The following is a 15,582-nucleotide window of genomic DNA, read 5'->3' as shown; positions in this document are numbered from 1 at the left end:
TCGCCGCCTGGGTCCGCCGCTGCCAGGACCGCCCGGCCTACCGCGTCGCCCTGGAAAAGGGCGGGCCCTACAACATGGGGCCGAAGGACTAGCTTCCGGGCGCCGTTGACCCCCTCAGTCGGCTGTGCCGACAGCTCCCCCTTGGGGGAGCAATGGGCTCAGTAATTCCTCCCCATCAGGGGGAGGTGGACCGCAAAGCGGGCCGGAGGGGGTCTGCTGAGGTGCTGTTGACCGCCTCCCTGCTTACCCGGTCATTCCAACCGGCGTGGGGCGCAGCGCCTGTGAGTTCACCAGCCAATTTCAGAGCGGAAGGTTCGTCTCGGGTCCGGAATCCCACTCGAAGAAACCAGCGCCGCCGATGAGGCTCTCGGAAGCCTCCCTGAGGGCCGTCAGGGCTTCCGAATGCGGGAGCTTGAGTGCGGCTGCGAGCTTTTGGGCCAGCTCTGGCTGAGACTGAGCCAGAACCTGAAGCCTCTCCTTCGGACGGGGGAGGAACTGGTTTCTGTTGAGGAAGGCGTGGCGGACGAGGGCGGCCACCGCCAGGGCTCGAACCTGTCTGGCATCGGCGGTGTCTTCGTCACCGAAATCCAGGGCGTCTTCGACCTGGGTCGCGGCGGCGTATCGGTCTCGGAGCAGGGCGTCGGGTGAAAAGCCCGGACCTCTCTCCAGAATCGTCTGGGCTTCCTTCCGCAGGGCGGCGAGGCGATCCTCAGTGTCCAGAAGAGTCGCGCCTGTGGCGAGCATATGGGCCATGACCGGGCGTCCCTGGGCGATCTCCTTCGAGAGGCTGTGTCTCAGCCAGGCCTCGGAATTGAAGAAGACCTCGACCGGCGTTCCGTTGAACCATCTCTGAATCCTGCGCCGCCAGGGCGCATCGTGCAGGACAACAATATCAAGGTCGCTGGCAGGGTGCGGATTGCCCCGGACGATGCTGCCCGACACCAGGATGCCGACGGGCGTGATGACCTCAGGCAGCCAGGCCAGGGCCTGTTCGAGGGCGCTGCGATGCCGGTCTTCAAGGGCAAGAGCGTCAAGTCCCACGGGTCCGCTCATGGTGCCCCGCCCCCTCACCGCCCCCAGGGGTCTTCTTCGTCATCCACCCCGTCGAGGAAGTCGAAGACGGCGGCCTTGGTCAGGCCGTGGGGGATGGCGGAGAAGTGGTCGCAGCCGGGCAGGACCACGCCCTTGCCCCGGGCGAAGCGGGCGGCCAGGGCTTCGGGGTCGCCGGCCAGGCGGTCCTGCATGCCGGCGATGACGCGCACGGGCATGGGCAGGGTTCCCAGGGCCTCGGGGTCGAGGGGCGGGTTGGTGGCCTCGGTGCAGGCGGCCAGGGCTTCGAGGTCCTCGCCCTGCTCGTCGGCGAACTGGCGGAAGCTGCGCAGCATGGGCTCGGTGATGGACTCCGGGTCCGCCGCCCGCATGGCTGCGGCCATGGCACCGGTGGCGGCGGTCTCTCGCGGCGTGAAGAGGGCGTCACCGACGCCGCCGAGGATGAGGTTGGAGACCCGGCCCGGGGCGGTGAGGGCCACTTCCAGCGCCGTGCGCGACCCCATGGAATAGCCGAAGAGATCCGCCCGGTCGGCGCCCAAATGGTCCATCAGGGCCAGGACGTCCCTGGCCATCGCATCCCGACCGTAGAGGGCGGGATCGTGGGGCTTGGCGCTTTCGCCATGGCCGCGCTGGTCGAGGGCGGCGAAGCCCATGCCCCGCCGTTCCAGGGCAGCGTACCAGCCGGTCCGCCGCCAGCCCTCATGGCGGTTTGAGGCAAACCCGTGGACGAGGATCAGCCAGGCCGCGCCGGGCGCGGGCTCGCGGGCGTCGAAGGCGATCTGAAGGCCGTCGGAGCTGAAGGTTGCCATGGCCCGATTCCCCCCGCCGTCCGCCTCAGACCTCGATTGCGCTCGTGACGACGCGCGAGGCCAGGCCGTAGGCCACGCCTTCCTCGGCGGTCATCCAGAAGTTGCGCTGGGTGTCCTTGAGGATCTTCTCGAAGGTCTGGCCGCTCTCCCGGGCGATGAGGTGGTTCATGCGCTGGCGCATCTTCACGATTTCCCCGGCCTCGATCTGGATGTCGGAGGCCTGGCCGCGGACGCCGCCGCTCGGCTGGTGCAGGAGGAAGCGGGTGTTGGGCAGGCAGACCCGGTTCTCGCGCTCGGCGCCCAGGAAGATGGTGACGCCCGCGCTGGCCACCCAGCCGGTGCCGATGGCCTTCACCTTCGGGCCGCAGAATCGCATGACGTCGTGAATGGTGTCGCCGCTCTCCACGTGGCCGCCGGGCGAGTTGATGATGACCCGGATGTCGCCGTCGCCCTCGGCCGCCAGGGCCAGGAGCTGGGCGGTGACCCGCTCGGCCATGCGCATGTTGACCTCGCCGAAGACGAGGACCGTGCGGGACTTGAACAGGGCGCCGACGATCGGGCCGCCCGCCATGGCCGCATCTGCTTCTGGCTTGGGCGTGTCGCCCTCTTCCTCGTCGTCAAGCCGCCAGTCGCGCATGGGAAACTCCATCAGTGAAGGACACGGAACCTGTGCCCCGGCGCCGCCGGGCGCAAGGGGCCCGACGCCCCGCGGCGGGAAAAAGCCGCCGCTGCCCTCCGACTAGCCCGCCCGGCCCCGGACGACAAGCCGGGCGGCTTGACCCGGCGAAGGACGAAGCGGCAAATGAACGCCGAAACACGACCCGAAAGCGGAGGAAACCCATGGGCGAACTTTTCGATCTGACCGGCAAGGTGGCGATCATCACCGGCTCGTCCCGCGGCATAGGCAAGGCCATTGCCGAGCGCATGGCCGAACACGGCGCCAAGGTGACCATCTCCTCGCGCAAGGCGGGCCCCTGCGACGAGGTCGCCGCTGCGATCAATGCCCGCTGGCCCGGCTCGGCCATCGCCGTGCCCGCCAACATCTCGTCCAAGGACGACCTGGCCCGCCTGGTGGACGAGACCCGCAACGCCTTCGGCAAGGTGGACATCCTGGTCTGCAACGCCGCCTCCAACCCCTATTACGGCCCGATGAGCGGCATCAGCGACGAGGCCTTCCGCAAGATCCTGGAAAACAACATCATCGCCAATAACTGGCTGGTGAACCTGGTCTCGCCGGAAATGGTCGAGCGCAAGGACGGGGCGATCATCATCGTGTCGTCCATCGGCGGCTTCCGCGGCACGGCGGTGATCGGCGCCTACGCCATCTCCAAGGCGGCGGACATGCAGATGGCCCGTAACCTCGCCCAGGAGCTGAGCCCCCACAACATCCGCATCAACTGCATCGCGCCGGGCCTGGTGAAGACCGACTTCGCCCGCGCCCTGTGGGACACCCCCGAGGCCGAGATCCGGTCGTCGGCAGGTACGCCCCTGCGCCGCCTGGGCGAGCCCGACGACATTGCCGGCGCAGCGGTCTTCCTGGCCTCCAAGGCCGGCGGCTGGATGACTGGCCAGACGGTGGTGGTGGACGGCGGCTCGACGAGCTGAGGCGTCAGGCGCCGGTCGCGCCCAGGGACAGGTCGCGGGCCCGGGCCAGGCGCATCGCGGCTTCGTCCAGCACGTCATCGGCCTTGGCGAAGCACAGGCGCAGCACCCGGGTGACGGCCTCGGTCTCGTAGAAGGCCGAGACCGGGATGGCGGCGACGCCGGCCTGGGTCACTGCCCGCAGGGCGAAGGCCCGGTCGTCCTCGTCCACGCCGGAGCCGGGCAGGTCCACGGTGAGGAAGTAGGTGGCCTGGGAATGGGCGACCACGAAGCCCTCGCGGCGCAGGGCTGCGGCCAGCCTGTCGCGGCTGGCCTGCAGGCGCGCCGGCATCTGGGTGAACCAGTCCCCCGGCGACTCCAGGCCAAAGGCGACGGCGGACTGGAGGTTGGGCGGAGTGGTGAAGGTCAGGAACTGGTGGGCCCGGGCCAGGGCCGGCGACAGGGCGGGACCGGCGCACAGGAAGCCCACCTTCCAGCCGGTGAGGCCGAACATCTTGCCGGCCGAGCCGATCTTGACCGCCAGGTCCGCCATGCCGGGCAGGGCGATCAGGGGCCTATGCACGGCACCGTCGAAGACCAGCTGCTCCCAGACCTCGTCGCAGATCACCGGGATGGACCTCGCCCGGCAGGCGGCCGCCAGGAGCTCCAGGTCCTCTTGGGGGACCACGACCCCCGTGGGGTTGACCGGCGTATTGAGGATCACCGCCCGGGTCCGGGGGGTGAAGGCGGCTTCCAGCTGCCCGGCGGTCCAGCGCCAGTCCGGCGGCGCCAGGGTCACGAATCGGGGAACGCCCCCGGCCCGGCGCACCAGGGGGGCGTAGGCGTCGTAGGCCGGCTGGAAGAGGATGACCTCATCGCCCGGCTCCACCAGGGCCAGGATGGCGCAGGCCAGGGCCTCGGTGGCCCCCGAGGTGACGGTGATCTGGGTGTCGGGATCGAAGGACAGGCCCTGGGTGCGGGCGTAGTGGGCGGCCACGGCCCGGCGCAGCTCGGGCAGGCCCCGGGAGGCCGGATACTGGTTGTAGCCGTGCAGGACGGCCTCGGCCGCCGCTCGTCGAAGGGCCTCGGGGCCGGGGTCGTCGGGAAAGCCCTGGCCCAGGTTGAGGGCCCCGTGGGCCCGGGCCAGCCCCGACATCTCGTCGAAGATGGTTGGTGGCATGCCCATGTAGAGCGGGTGAACCATGGCTGTCCTCCCGGCGGGTGCCGGGACCCTAGTCGACCCGGACGCGCTTCTTGCGGAAGCTCGGATTGAGCACCTGCTTGCGCAAGCGGATGGACTTTGGCGTGACTTCCACCAGTTCGTCTTCCTCGATGTAGGCGATGGCCTGTTCGAGGGTCATGCGGCGGGGGGGTGTCAGGCGGACAGCCTCGTCCTTGCCGGAGGCGCGGACGTTGGTCAGCTGCTTGGCCTTCATCGGATTGACGTCCAGGTCGTCGGCCCGGGAGTTCTCGCCGATGATCATGCCCTGGTAGGTCTTTTCACCGCCGCCGACGAACATCACGCCCCGGTCCTCGAGGTTCCACAGGGCAAAGGCCGCCGTCTCGCCGTCGGAGTTGGAGACCAGTACGCCCTTGCGGCCGGCGTCGATGGGTCCCTTGTAGCCCTCATAGTGCGAGAAGACCCGGTTGAGCACGCCGGAGCCCCGGGTGTCGGTCAGGAACTCGCCCTGATAGCCGATCAGGGAGCGGGACGGGGCCATCAGGGTGATGCGGGTCTTGCCGGCGCCCGAGGGGCCCATGTCCTTCAGCTCGGCCTTCCGGGCCGATAGCTTCTCGATGACAATGCCGGTGAACTCTTCGTCCACGTCGATCACCACCTCCTCGATGGGCTCCAGCCGCTCGCCGGTCTCGGCGTCGGCCTGGAAGACCACCCGGGGGCGGCTGATGGACAACTCGAAGCCCTCGCGGCGCATGCCCTCGATGAGCACGCCCAGCTGGAGTTCCCCCCGGCCGGCCACTTCGTAGGCATCCTTGTCGGAGGACTCCGTCACCCGGATGGCGACGTTGGACTGGGCCTCCTTGAGCAGGCGGTCGCGAATCACCCGGCTTTGGACCTTGTCGCCCTCCCGGCCTGCGAGGGGGCTGTCATTGACCGAGACGGTCATGGAGATGGTGGGCGGGTCAATGGGCTGGGCGGGCAGGGCCTCGGTGACCTCTATGGCGCAGAGGGTATCGGCCACCGTGGCCTTGGCCAGGCCGGCGATGGCGACGATGTCGCCCGCCTCGGCGTCCGTGATGGGCTGGCGCTTGAGGCCGCGGAAGGCGAGCACCTTGGTGATCCGTCCCCGCTCAATCTCCTGCCCGTCCCGGGACAGGGCCCGGATGGCGAGGCCGGGGATGGCCTTTCCGGAGTCGATCCGGCCGGTCAGGAGGCGGCCCAGGAAGGGGTCGTTCTCGATCAGGACCGAGAGGATCCGGAAGGGGGCCTCGGTCCGCTGGCTGGCCAGCGGCGGCGGCACGTGGCGCACGATCAGGTCGAACAGGGGCGCCAGGTTGTCGTTCGGCTTGCTCATGTCGAGGGTAGCCCAGCCGTTCTTGCCCGAGGCGTAGATATGCGGGAAGTCCAGCTGCTCGTCGGTGGCCCCTAGGGCGGCGAAGAGGTCGAAGGCGTCGTTCAGCACCTTGTCGGGGTCGGCGTGCGGCCGGTCCACCTTGTTCAGGCAGAGGATGGGGCGCAGGCCCATCTTGAGGGCCTTGCCGAGGACGAACTTGGTCTGGGGCATGACCCCTTCCTCGGCGTCGACCAGCAGGACGCAACCGTCCACCATGCCGAGGATCCGCTCCACCTCACCGCCGAAGTCGGCGTGGCCAGGGGTGTCGATGATGTTGACCCGGGTCTCGCCGGCCTCGCCGTCCCAGAGCACGCTGGTGCACTTGGCGAGGATGGTGATTCCCCGTTCGCGCTCCTGGTCATTGGAGTCCATGGCGCGTTCGACGGTCGCCTCGTTCGCGCGGAAGGCACCGGACTGGGCGAGAAGTTGATCGACCAGGGTAGTCTTCCCGTGGTCGACGTGGGCGATGATAGCGATGTTGCGAAGTTGCATGATGATCTTATCTGTGGAAGCGGCGGCTTGTAGGGGTTTCCGCGCTCCAGCGCCACCCGCTCCGGACAGTTCCGTCAGCGGAAGGCGTTCATTGTGCGGCGCAGCATCGCAATGGCGCACATTTGTTTCAAATTTGCGACGGATCTGAGGATCATTGCTGTTTTTTTAGGATCCAGGCCCGAAAAAAGAAATCGTATGCCCTTGAACTTTGGTGCAGTGCAATCTAAGTTCGCAACCGTGAGGCGTCTTCGGCGCTTCTGCCCTTCCTGGGCGTTTCCTCCCTAATTTAACTGCCGCGCCCCAACCGGCGCGGCTTTTTTTTGTGCGTGCGTCCAGGAGAGTCGCGATGGGGCGCGTCTTCAGCCCTTCAGGAGGAGACGCCAGTCGGTCTCTGCCAGGCGGGCGATCACCCGGCCCAGGGTCTCGCGCAGGCGACCAAAGCCGGCGGTGGTCTCAAGCCGCGCCTCGTCCAGGTAGAGGCCCCGGTTGATCTCGACCTGCAGGGCGTGGGTCTGGCGATCGGGCCGGCCGTAATGCTCAGTGGTGTAACCGCCGGCGAAGGGCGCATTCCGGGCCGTCCGATAGCCCGCCTCGCCCAGCAGTCGCTCGACAAGCGCTGTCAGGGCCGGGCTGCAGGCGCCGCCGAACCGGTCGCCCAGGACGAAGTCCACCCCCGGCGCCGCGGACTGGGGCATGGAGTGCCAGTCGATCAGGACCGCAAATCCGTGGGCCGCCCGCGCCCGGGCCAGCAGGCGCGTCAGGCCGTCGTGATAGGGCCCGTGCAACCGGGAGATGCGGGAAAGGCCTTCCTCCAGGCTGAGCCGCCGGTCGTAGATCTCCGCTCCGCCCGAGGCGACCCGGGCCACCACGCCCAGGCCGGCCGCCACCCGGGGCGACAGGGCGTTGGCCTCGGCGGGCAGGACCCCAGCGAACAGTTGCGGGTCCAGCTCAGTCGGGTCGCGGTTCACGTCGAGGTAGGCCCGGGCGGTCAGGGCGCAGATCACCGGCACCCCGAAGGCGGGCGCCTGGCCAATGAGGTCGTCGACCCGTGCGTCCTCGCTGCGGCGGATACGCAGGGAGTCGAGGGCAGGGTTCATATCGTCCGGATAGAGCCGCCCGGAATGGGGTGAGGCGAAGACCAGCGGCGTCGCCATCGCCCCCGTGCCGCCTTCGGGCCAGCGGATGTCGAAGGCTGTGGACATCTGTGGATTGGCGGCGGACAGGCTCATGCGGCTATATGAGCCCCTCTTGCATCCCCGGGTCAAACCGGCTTGAGGTGTGAAGGCGCGGAGGCCGCGCAAGGACGATCCATGCCCCGAATCCTCTTCGCCGAAGACGACGACTCCCTCCGGGGCTTCCTGGCCCGCGCCCTGGAGCGCGCTGGCCATGAGGTCGAGGCCTGCGCCGACGGGGAGGAAGCGGCCGAGCACATCGACCGGGACTGGGACCTCCTGCTCACCGACATCGTCATGCCCGGAATGGACGGGATCGAACTGGCCCGCCTGGCCGCCGACCGGCATCCGGGCCTGCGGATCATGTTCATCACCGGTTTTGCCGCCGTGGCCCTCAAGGCTGCGGAGACCGCCCCGCCTGGCGCCCGGGTCCTGGCAAAGCCGGTCCACCTGCGCGAACTGGTGGTGGAGGTCGACCGGATGCTGGCGGCCTGAGCCTTGGCGGTCCGGGTCTTTGGCCGCTTGCACAGGGCCCGCCCCGCCGGTATATCCCCGCCTCCGCTTCCCGACCGGGAAGCCGACCCCGGACGTGTAGCTCAGCGGTAGAGCACCTCGTTGACATCGAGGGGGTCACAGGTTCGATCCCTGTCACGTCCACCATTTTCCATGAAAATCCGCGCCCGCGTCGGCCTGGCGTTCCCGGCTGGCGAACGCCTGTGCGCCGCATTGCGACTGAGGTTGCACTAGATTTTCGAACGATAGGTATGATTCATTTATATAGCATCCATGATTATCCTATTTTCATAGGCGGATAGTATTAAATTATCTCGTAATACAGGCATCCTTCTTGATTATTCTCTAGAATAAGAATGCGAAACAACCGAGATAAACCACGCCTTCACAAAGCTTCGAGACTATGCGAGCCTCCTTTCAAATACACCCTTGAATGCGTCGAGAAGAGGGTTGGGGGGGCAGTAAATGGCGGGGATCGAGGCTCAGGACTGGCCAGCCGTCATGGATTCGGTGACCCCGGAATCCCTGGGGGAATGGGCCTTCGGATCCCAGGCCTGGATCGAGGCGGGGCGTGAGGTCCTGCAGCAGCTGGTCGTCGAGGCTGGCCCTGTCCTGGCCTCGGCGCCCCGGGTCGTCCTCTGTGAGGTGGCCCACAATCCGCCGGCCCACCTGCATCCCGACGGCCCCTTCGCCTGGTGGGCGGAGATCGAGGGCGGACAGGTCCGGGTCGGTGAGGGGGTCCGTGCCGAGGCCGACTGCACATTCCGGGTCGAGGCGGATCACTCGGTGCTCAGCAATCTCGCCCGGCTCCTGTACCGGGGCTCCGACCCCGTCCGCCTTGAGGCGGCCCGGGACCGCCTGGGCCGGCTGACCCGGTGGAAGGTCTCGGGCGCCCTGCCCGACCACCCTGGGCTCTTGGCCGTCCTCCGCCAGTTCCATGACGCCATGGCGCCCCTGACACTGCCCCGGCTGACCTTCATGACACCGGAATGGGTGGGCCTGGCCCGCACCCTCCTGACCCGCCGTGCCGCCTCGCCGAAATATGCTCCGGGGATCGCCAGCCTCACCTATACCTTCTCCGAGGAATTCATCCGCACGCCGCGCTATGCCTTTCCGGACGGGGCGGCTGGCGGCTTCTGGGTGCGCGTGGAGGCGGGCCGGCTGACCGTCGGCGCCGGCGCCCTGCCCCCCGACCTCGGACCGGCCGACACCCTGACCTTTGGCGACTACACGGCGGTCATCCCGGTGGGGCGGACCGTGAATAGCCTGATGACCGAGGCCGAGGCTGCGCAGTCCCAGGCCTATGCCGAGCGGGCCTTCCGGTTCGACAAGGCCCTGGGCCGACGGCCGGTGGATCGCACCTTTCCCTCCGGCCGGGGGCCCATGCCTCCCGAACTGGGGCGCATCTTCCTGCCGTTGCATGATGAACTGTCCAAGCGCACGGCGGGGGACCTGCCGGCCGACTACGATCCGGCCTTCCGGACGGACGGCACGGTTGCCGAGCCCTTCGACCGGGCGCCAGGCTACGACCCCAGTTGGCTGCGGTACGCCGAGGTCGACATCTATGGCCAGTCCCTTGAGCGGGCACCATGACGGCGATCGACACCGGCGCTGGTACAGCCTGGACCGAGGCCTCCGGCGAGATCCCGCGGCCTTTGCAGACCGATGGGTTGGGCTTCACCCAAATCGCCCGCCTGTTCGTCAGGGCCTGGCCCTTCATCCGCCCGGTCCGCGGGCACGTCCTCGGCTACATGCTGATCGAGGTGGCGAACTTCGCCTGGGGCACCCTCACCGGCATTGTCATCTTCGGGGCCATCTACAATTCCCTCCTGTTATCCGGGCCCGTTACGCCCTTCGTCGCCGGGGTCCTGCGCCTGGACCCCGGGACCTGGGTCCAGGTCGCCCACCTCACGGCGGCCCAGCGCACCCAGCTGGTCGGCGGGATCATCCTCATGGGGGTCGTGGGCACCGCCGTTGGGCAGATGATCGGCCACGCCAACGCCTTCTATCGGATCTGGATCGAACAGCAGATCAACCAGGCCCTCAGGCTGCACGTCATGCGCACCTGGCGAGCCTTGTCCCTGCGTTTCCACGCTCAGAGTAATGCCGGAGAGGCCGTCTTCCGGGTGCTGCAGGACAGCGCGATGGTTACCGGCATACTCAAGTCCCTGGTCCTGGACCCGGCCCTCGCCTGCATCTCCCTGCTGATGGGACTCGCCATCCTGGCCGCCCTAAGCCCGGGACTGGCCCTGGTCGCGGCCCTGGTGAGCGTGCCCCTCGTCCTCCTGGTGCGCTGGAGCGCCCCGGCACTGAGACGGGGGTTCGGGTCGGCCCGTGCGGCCAATGCAGCCCTGACCGATTTCGTCCAGGAAAGCATGGAGGGGGTGCGGACTCTGAAGGTTGAGCGGCTCGAGGCCGACCGGCTCGCAGGTTTCCAGGCCCACTCCGCGGCCGCCCTTGCCGCCGCGGGGAGCGCCAGAACGCGACTGATGTTCACCAACTTCGCCGGCTTCTTCATTGGCGCCGCCCCCCTGGTGGCCCTGGAGCTCTACGCCGCCTTCCAGGCCCATCTCCAGGGCCCGACCTTCCTCCATCAGGTGCTGGCGGGCTTCGGCTTTGCAGTGTGGAACCTGGGCGCCCAGGACCAGGCGCGCACGCGGTCCCGGGCCGCCGTCGCCGGGGCCTCGGGCCTCGCCGGTCTCTGGAACGCCGCCCAGGACATGGCTGTGGCCTTGGCGAGGGTCTACCAGATCCTCGACCTCGTCCCCGATATCCGCGACCGCCCGGGCGCGGTTCCCTTCGAAGGCCCGGCACCCACCCTCCGCCTCGAGGGCGTCGGCTTCGGTTATTCGGGGCACCCGGTCCTGGCTGGCGTGGATTTCGAGGTCCGTAAGGGCGAGATCACTGCCCTCCTGGGCCCCACCGGTTCGGGCAAGAGCACCCTGGCCCTGCTGATGCTCCGGCTACTCGATCCCGACCAAGGCCGCATTACGCTCGATGGCCAGGACCTGCGGGGCTTCACAGTGGAATCCGTGCGCCGGGCGACGTCCCTGGGCACCCAGGAGAACTCGCTCTTCAGCGGTACGATCGCCGACAATATCCGGATCGGCCGGCCCGGGGCCTCCGACGCTGAAGTCGCCGAGGCGGCGCGGGTCGCCTGCCTTGACAGCCTGGTCTCCGCCTTGCCGGAGGGCTTCCAGACCCCGGTCGGCGGCCGCGCCCTGGAGCTGTCCACCGGCCAGCGGCAGCGGCTCGTGATCGCCCGGGCCCTGCTGAAGGCCACGCCCATCCTGGTCCTCGATGAGCCCACGGCCTCCCTCGATCCCGCCACCGAGCGGACCCTGGTCGACAACCTCAAGGCCTGGGCGAAGGACCGCACGGTGGTCATCATCACCCACCGGATGTCCACGGCCGCCTGCGCCGACCAGGTCGTCATTCTGGACGCTGGCCGGGTGGTGGAGTCGGGTCGACCCGATGACCTTGCCGGAGCCGGCGGCGCCTATAGCCGCTTGTTGTCCTCGGCAGGCCGGGAGGACGCAGCGTGACCGGTCCGGTATCCAGCTCGCCCCTCAGGGTCGCGGCCCAGGCCCTCGCCTATGCCTGGCCCCTGCGGTTCCAGCTGGCCGTCAACGCCCTGTTGCAGATGAGCAGCATCTTCTGGATCCTGGTCCTTCCCTGGCCGGCCAAGGTCATCCTCGACCGGATCGTCCTGGGCGACCAGCCGGCGCCGACCGGCGCGACGGCCCCCTTCTTCTTCCGTCCGATCCTGGCCCTGACCGAGGGGCTGGGCGCCGCCCAGACCGTCGCGGTCATGGGCCCCCTGCTGCTCCTGATGCTGGTGATGGTCGGTGCCTTCGGCACTGAAGCCGGCCAGAGGACGTCCGCCAGCGGAAGTCTCGCCGAGGGCCAGGACAGCGCCTCCCGCTCCGAGAATTCCGCCAACGCCATGAATTCCCTGCTCGGCGGCGCCTATGGCCTGTTTGAAGCCCGCTGGCAGCTCTTCGCCGTCCAAAAGCTGAACCACAGGCTGCGCGCCTCGCTATTCGCCCGCTACCTGGCCCAGCCCCTGCACCTTCATTCCGGGCGGGCCGTGGGCGGGACGGTCTTCAGCACCCTCTATGATTCGCCCACAGCGACCGGGGTGGTCTTCAACCTGTGGATCGGCCCGGCGACCTCCCTGGTGAATCTGGTGACCACGATCCTGCTGATGTTCCTGGTCTTCCGGAACGAGCCCTTGGTGGTCTGGTGCGCCCTGGCCGTGGCGCCGCTGAACTTCATCCTCACCCTTGTCTTCGCGGCCCTGGTGCGGCGCTACGCAACCCGGGAACGCGAGGCCGGCGCGGCCCTCACCGCCGTGATCGAGGAGCAGGCGACCAACATCCTGGCGGTCCAGGCCCTGTCTTCCGACGCGGACGCCGAGACCCGGTTCGCCCGGGCCAGCATCCTTGCCTTTAAGCGGTTCCGGCAGGCGGCCCTGGTCGCCATCCTGGGCAGCTTCACCACGACCTTCGTGGGCGCCTCCATGATCTTCGCGGTCCTCTGGTTCGCCGCACCGGCCTTCATCGCAGGCCGGCTGGCACCCGGCGACTGGGTGGTGATCTGGGGCTATTACGGCGCCATCGCCGCGTCGGCGGACTACCTGGGCAAGCTCTGGCTGACCCTGCAACAATATCTGGCGGGCATGGGGCGGGTCTTCGATGTGCTCGAAAGTCCCATCGAGCCGGGGCCCGGTCCCGGCCCGGCGCTGCCGCCCCTCCGCACGAGCCTGACCCTGGACGGGGTGAGCTATGCCTATCCTGGTGGAAAGCTGACCCTTCAGGATGTCCGGCTCGATATCCGCGTGGGCGAGATGACCGCCATCGTTGGGCCCAGCGGCGCGGGCAAGACGACCCTCGCCTTCCTCCTCCCGGGCCTTCTGACCCCCACCAAAGGCCGGCTGCTGGTGGATGGCGAGCCTGTGGGGCCCGACGCCTTGGACAGGCTGCGCCGCCAGACCGCCTTCGTCTTCCAGGAGGCCAGTCTCTTCGATGTCAGCCTGGCAGAGAACATCCGCATGTCCCGGCCCGAGGCGACCGACGCCGAGGTCCGCGAAGCGGCTTCGCTTGCCGGGATCCTCGACTTCATCGACACCCTGCCCGAGGGGTTTGCGACCCGCGTCGGGCGGTCGGGATCCCGGCTCAGCCTCGGCCAGAAGCAGAGGGTGGCCATCGCCCGCGCCCTGGTCTCTGGGCGGCCGGTGATCGTTCTCGACGAGCCCACCGCAGCCCTCGACCCCGAGACGGAGCGGCGGCTCGCCGCCGACCTCCTGCAGGCGCGGCGTGACCGCGCTGTGGTGGTGGTCGCCCACCGGCTCTCCACCATCCGGGCCGCCGACCAGATCGTTTTCCTTGAGGACGGTCGCATTCGTGAGACCGGCCGTCATGAAAACCTCGTGGCTGCCGGCGGACCTTACGCCCGCTTCCTTAGCCTTCAGACCTCAGAGGTGTCCCTTGATCCCGCCTGACTCCCTTTCCTCGGCGAACCCGGGGCGGCTGATGCTGGTCCTCGGCAGCGGCGTGATCGCCTCCTGCCTCCTGCTCAGCACCCTCTTCGCCTGGGGCATCTACCTTGACCTGAACCTCAAGTCGCGGCCCTGCCCGCCCGCGCCGCCGGTGAAGTCCCTCGGGGTCTGAAGGGATCAGGATCTAGCGGCCAATGGCCGCAAGGTTGCGTTCGTGGTCGCTCTTTTCAAGCCGGTAGAGCGCCAGGATGGCAACCGAGCCCGCTGAAAAAAGGGTGACAATCGGCAGGTAGATCCATCCGGCCTGGGTGATCAGGGCCATCGCCTCGGGCCCCGGCTTCGCCTGCTTGGGAAAGGCGACATAGGTCAGGATCAGGCCAGGAATCAGGGCGCTGGCGGAGGCGACCAGCTTCTGGGGAAAGGTGTCGGCTGTCGCGATCAGGGCTTCGGAGCGATGGCCTGTCTTCACCTGTACGTCCTCCACGATGTCGATGACCATCGAGGACATGATGACGTAGCCGCCGATCGACGCCACGCCCGAGACGATCATGGTGCTGCCAAGCACCCAGAGGAGCATGGGCGATCCATTGAGGTCCAGGATGCCGAGCAGCTTCAGGAGGATGGGGCCCTGGGCGAAAACGATGCTGACGAAGAACAGCGTCATCATCGCGCGCCGCTTCGTCCATCGCTTGGCCAGGAAGGGCGCCACGGCAGCGCCGAAAAACTGGAACGGCAGGCCGACCACTCCCAGCCAGAAAAGGTCCTGCGGTTTCAACTCCCACAGGAAGGTCTTGAAATAGAGGTCGAACCCACCGGCGATGCCGGACGACAGGCCCGAGACAATTCCGGAGGCCATGGCCACGAGGAAGTTTCGGTTCTTCACGATACCGGTGAAATTCCTGAACTGACTTCCAAGGTCGAATGCGGTCCGCGCTTCCGGTTGATAAAGCGTGGCGATCCGTCGCCAGGTTCCCAGCGCCATCACCAGGCCGGCGGTCACCACGACGGCGGTGATCGCGAGCGATAGCGGGCCATAGCCATCGGCATTCAACTGGCCGACCGGATGTTCGGCGGTTGAGCGCAGGTACACGCCATAGATCAGGGTGTTGGCGGTCGCGGTTCCCACCGCCGACAACACCCAGCGCCAGCTGAGCAGGACCGTTCGATCATCGTAATCCGGCGCCAGTTCAGCCGCGAGCGCGGCGGCGGGTATCTCGTAGAAACTCCAGATCAGGTTCAGCAGCAGGCCCGTCCCGACGATGTAGTAGAACATCTGCTCCGGTGCCCAACCGACAGGGGGATGCCAGCGGAGGTAGATCGCCACCGGCAAGACCAGTAGTGCCGCCAGAATGAACGGGTGGCGCCGGCCGAGCTTCGACCGGACCTGATCGGAGGTATGGCCGATCATCACGTCCCAGAAGGCGTCCGCCAGGACCACGATTGAAATGGCGGCCGCGACTGTGGCGGCCGGAACGCCCACGACCTGGTTGTAGAAGAACATCGCCAGACCACCCAGGGTTCCGTAGGCGCCATTGGCGATCGCCCCGGCCCCGTAGAAGGCCTTTATCCGCTTCGGCAGAACCCGGTGGGAGACGCCCGCCTCCACCGCAGTCAACGTCTCTGCCCCAGGCCCCGACCAGACCGCACACCGGCAGGTGCCCCGTTCGGATAGGCCACAGGGTCGCTGAAGGGCGCGCGCCCCGTTCGCGCGTCAAACCTTCTCCGCCGGATCCCGGTATCGCAGGTCATGTGGATGTCCTTCCTGCGGCCTTCGATGATGTCCGCCTTTCAAGCCCCGACCGTATCGGCCGAGCGCAACCCGTGATCGAAGGATGAATGCGCGAGCACTCCCGAGTCTACCTACCGTATCGTCAAATGAAAGATGCGCCATC

The 15,582-nt window shown here is 67.9% G+C and carries 13 protein-coding genes and 1 tRNA gene; 7 read left to right on the top strand and 7 right to left on the bottom strand.

The genetic code is table 11. The annotated features are described in order from the left end of the window. Positions 1-300: 300 nt before the first annotated feature. The 3 genes from WCJ52_RS06355 to WCJ52_RS06345 are packed head-to-tail and all read right to left on the bottom strand — an operon-like array spanning position 301 to position 2,496. Positions 301-1,053 (bottom strand): nucleotidyltransferase domain-containing protein, encoded by a 753-nt coding sequence (locus tag WCJ52_RS06355; RefSeq protein WP_336902467.1) that lies wholly within the window; start codon positions 1,051-1,053, stop codon positions 301-303. A gap of 14 nt (positions 1,054-1,067) precedes the next feature. Beyond that, positions 1,068-1,859 carry an alpha/beta hydrolase gene (locus WCJ52_RS06350; protein ID WP_336902466.1) on the bottom strand — a complete coding sequence of 264 codons (792 nt, stop codon included), beginning with the start codon at positions 1,857-1,859 and terminating at the stop codon, positions 1,068-1,070. Positions 1,860-1,884: 25 nt separating this feature from the next. Then, entirely contained in the window at positions 1,885-2,496 is a 612-nt protein-coding gene (locus WCJ52_RS06345; protein ID WP_336902465.1) for an ATP-dependent Clp protease proteolytic subunit, read from the bottom strand. Between the two features lie 203 nt (positions 2,497-2,699). Here WCJ52_RS06345 and WCJ52_RS06340 point away from each other — a divergent pair, with 203 nt between their 5' ends. Then, the gene (locus WCJ52_RS06340; protein WP_336902464.1) at positions 2,700-3,464 is read left to right on the top strand and encodes an SDR family oxidoreductase; all 765 of its coding nucleotides are present in this window, start codon (positions 2,700-2,702) and stop codon (positions 3,462-3,464) included. Between the two features lie 4 nt (positions 3,465-3,468). Here the strand turns inward: WCJ52_RS06340 and WCJ52_RS06335 are convergent, their stop codons facing one another. From WCJ52_RS06335 to WCJ52_RS06325, 3 genes are all read right to left on the bottom strand, one after another. Then, entirely contained in the window at positions 3,469-4,644 is a 1,176-nt protein-coding gene (locus WCJ52_RS06335; RefSeq protein ID WP_336902463.1) for an aminotransferase, read from the bottom strand. A 28-nt stretch (positions 4,645-4,672) separates the two neighbouring features. Then, positions 4,673-6,505, bottom strand: a complete 1,833-nt coding sequence (gene typA, locus WCJ52_RS06330) for a translational GTPase TypA (protein WP_336902462.1) — start codon at positions 6,503-6,505, stop codon at positions 4,673-4,675. Between the two features lie 359 nt (positions 6,506-6,864). Continuing rightward, a complete protein-coding gene (locus tag WCJ52_RS06325; protein WP_336902468.1) occupies positions 6,865-7,707 on the bottom strand; it encodes an N-formylglutamate amidohydrolase in 843 nt (280 codons plus the stop codon). 108 nt (positions 7,708-7,815) lie between these two features. Between WCJ52_RS06325 and WCJ52_RS06320 the strand changes: the two genes are divergently transcribed. The 6 genes from WCJ52_RS06320 (at position 7,816) to WCJ52_RS06295 (ending at position 13,862) form a co-directional block, all read left to right on the top strand. Then, a complete protein-coding gene (locus WCJ52_RS06320) occupies positions 7,816-8,172 on the top strand; it encodes a response regulator (RefSeq protein WP_336902461.1) in 357 nt (118 codons plus the stop codon). Positions 8,173-8,262: 90 nt separating this feature from the next. Further along, positions 8,263-8,337 (top strand) — tRNA-Val (locus WCJ52_RS06315). 318 nt (positions 8,338-8,655) lie between these two features. Beyond that, the gene (locus tag WCJ52_RS06310; protein WP_336902460.1) at positions 8,656-9,783 is read left to right on the top strand and encodes a hypothetical protein; all 1,128 of its coding nucleotides are present in this window, start codon (positions 8,656-8,658) and stop codon (positions 9,781-9,783) included. Continuing rightward, positions 9,780-11,735, top strand: coding sequence for an ABC transporter ATP-binding protein (locus WCJ52_RS06305; RefSeq protein ID WP_336902459.1), 1,956 nt, complete (start codon positions 9,780-9,782; stop codon positions 11,733-11,735). Before WCJ52_RS06310 ends, WCJ52_RS06305 begins: the two co-directional genes overlap by 4 nt. Beyond that, positions 11,732-13,693, top strand: a complete 1,962-nt coding sequence (locus WCJ52_RS06300) for an ABC transporter ATP-binding protein (protein ID WP_336902458.1) — start codon at positions 11,732-11,734, stop codon at positions 13,691-13,693. The genes WCJ52_RS06305 and WCJ52_RS06300 overlap by 4 nt, the downstream gene beginning before the upstream one ends. Beyond that, positions 13,680-13,862, top strand: coding sequence for a hypothetical protein (locus tag WCJ52_RS06295; RefSeq protein WP_336902457.1), 183 nt, complete (start codon positions 13,680-13,682; stop codon positions 13,860-13,862). The genes WCJ52_RS06300 and WCJ52_RS06295 overlap by 14 nt, the downstream gene beginning before the upstream one ends. Before the next feature lie 12 nt (positions 13,863-13,874). Here WCJ52_RS06295 and WCJ52_RS06290 read toward each other — a convergent pair whose 3' ends face one another. After that, positions 13,875-15,296 (bottom strand): MFS transporter, encoded by a 1,422-nt coding sequence (locus WCJ52_RS06290; RefSeq protein ID WP_336902456.1) that lies wholly within the window; start codon positions 15,294-15,296, stop codon positions 13,875-13,877. Positions 15,297-15,582: the final 286 nt, after the last annotated feature.

This window comes from Phenylobacterium sp., from assembly GCF_037138395.1.
Classification (GTDB): Bacteria; Pseudomonadota; Alphaproteobacteria; order Caulobacterales; family Caulobacteraceae; genus Phenylobacterium.
Note: the sequence above shows the minus strand (reverse complement) of the source record. Positions and strands in the feature narration are given on the sequence as shown.

Bases quoted from the DNA above. Each gene is read 5' to 3' on its own strand.
- WCJ52_RS06325 (WP_336902468.1), bottom strand. From the start codon at position 7,707: ATGTCCACAGCCTTCGACATCCGCTGGCCCGAAGGCGGCACGGGGGCG.
- WCJ52_RS06355 (WP_336902467.1), bottom strand. From the start codon at position 1,053: ATGAGCGGACCCGTGGGACTTGACGCTCTTGCCCTTGAAGACCGGCAT.
- WCJ52_RS06350 (WP_336902466.1), bottom strand. From the start codon at position 1,859: ATGGCAACCTTCAGCTCCGACGGCCTTCAGATCGCCTTCGACGCCCGC.
- WCJ52_RS06340 (WP_336902464.1), top strand. From the start codon at position 2,700: ATGGGCGAACTTTTCGATCTGACCGGCAAGGTGGCGATCATCACCGGC.
- WCJ52_RS06320 (WP_336902461.1), top strand. From the start codon at position 7,816: ATGCCCCGAATCCTCTTCGCCGAAGACGACGACTCCCTCCGGGGCTTC.
- WCJ52_RS06305 (WP_336902459.1), top strand. From the start codon at position 9,780: ATGACGGCGATCGACACCGGCGCTGGTACAGCCTGGACCGAGGCCTCC.
- WCJ52_RS06345 (WP_336902465.1), bottom strand. From the start codon at position 2,496: ATGCGCGACTGGCGGCTTGACGACGAGGAAGAGGGCGACACGCCCAAG.
- WCJ52_RS06335 (WP_336902463.1), bottom strand. From the start codon at position 4,644: ATGGTTCACCCGCTCTACATGGGCATGCCACCAACCATCTTCGACGAG.
- WCJ52_RS06310 (WP_336902460.1), top strand. From the start codon at position 8,656: ATGGCGGGGATCGAGGCTCAGGACTGGCCAGCCGTCATGGATTCGGTG.
- typA (WP_336902462.1), bottom strand. From the start codon at position 6,505: ATGCAACTTCGCAACATCGCTATCATCGCCCACGTCGACCACGGGAAG.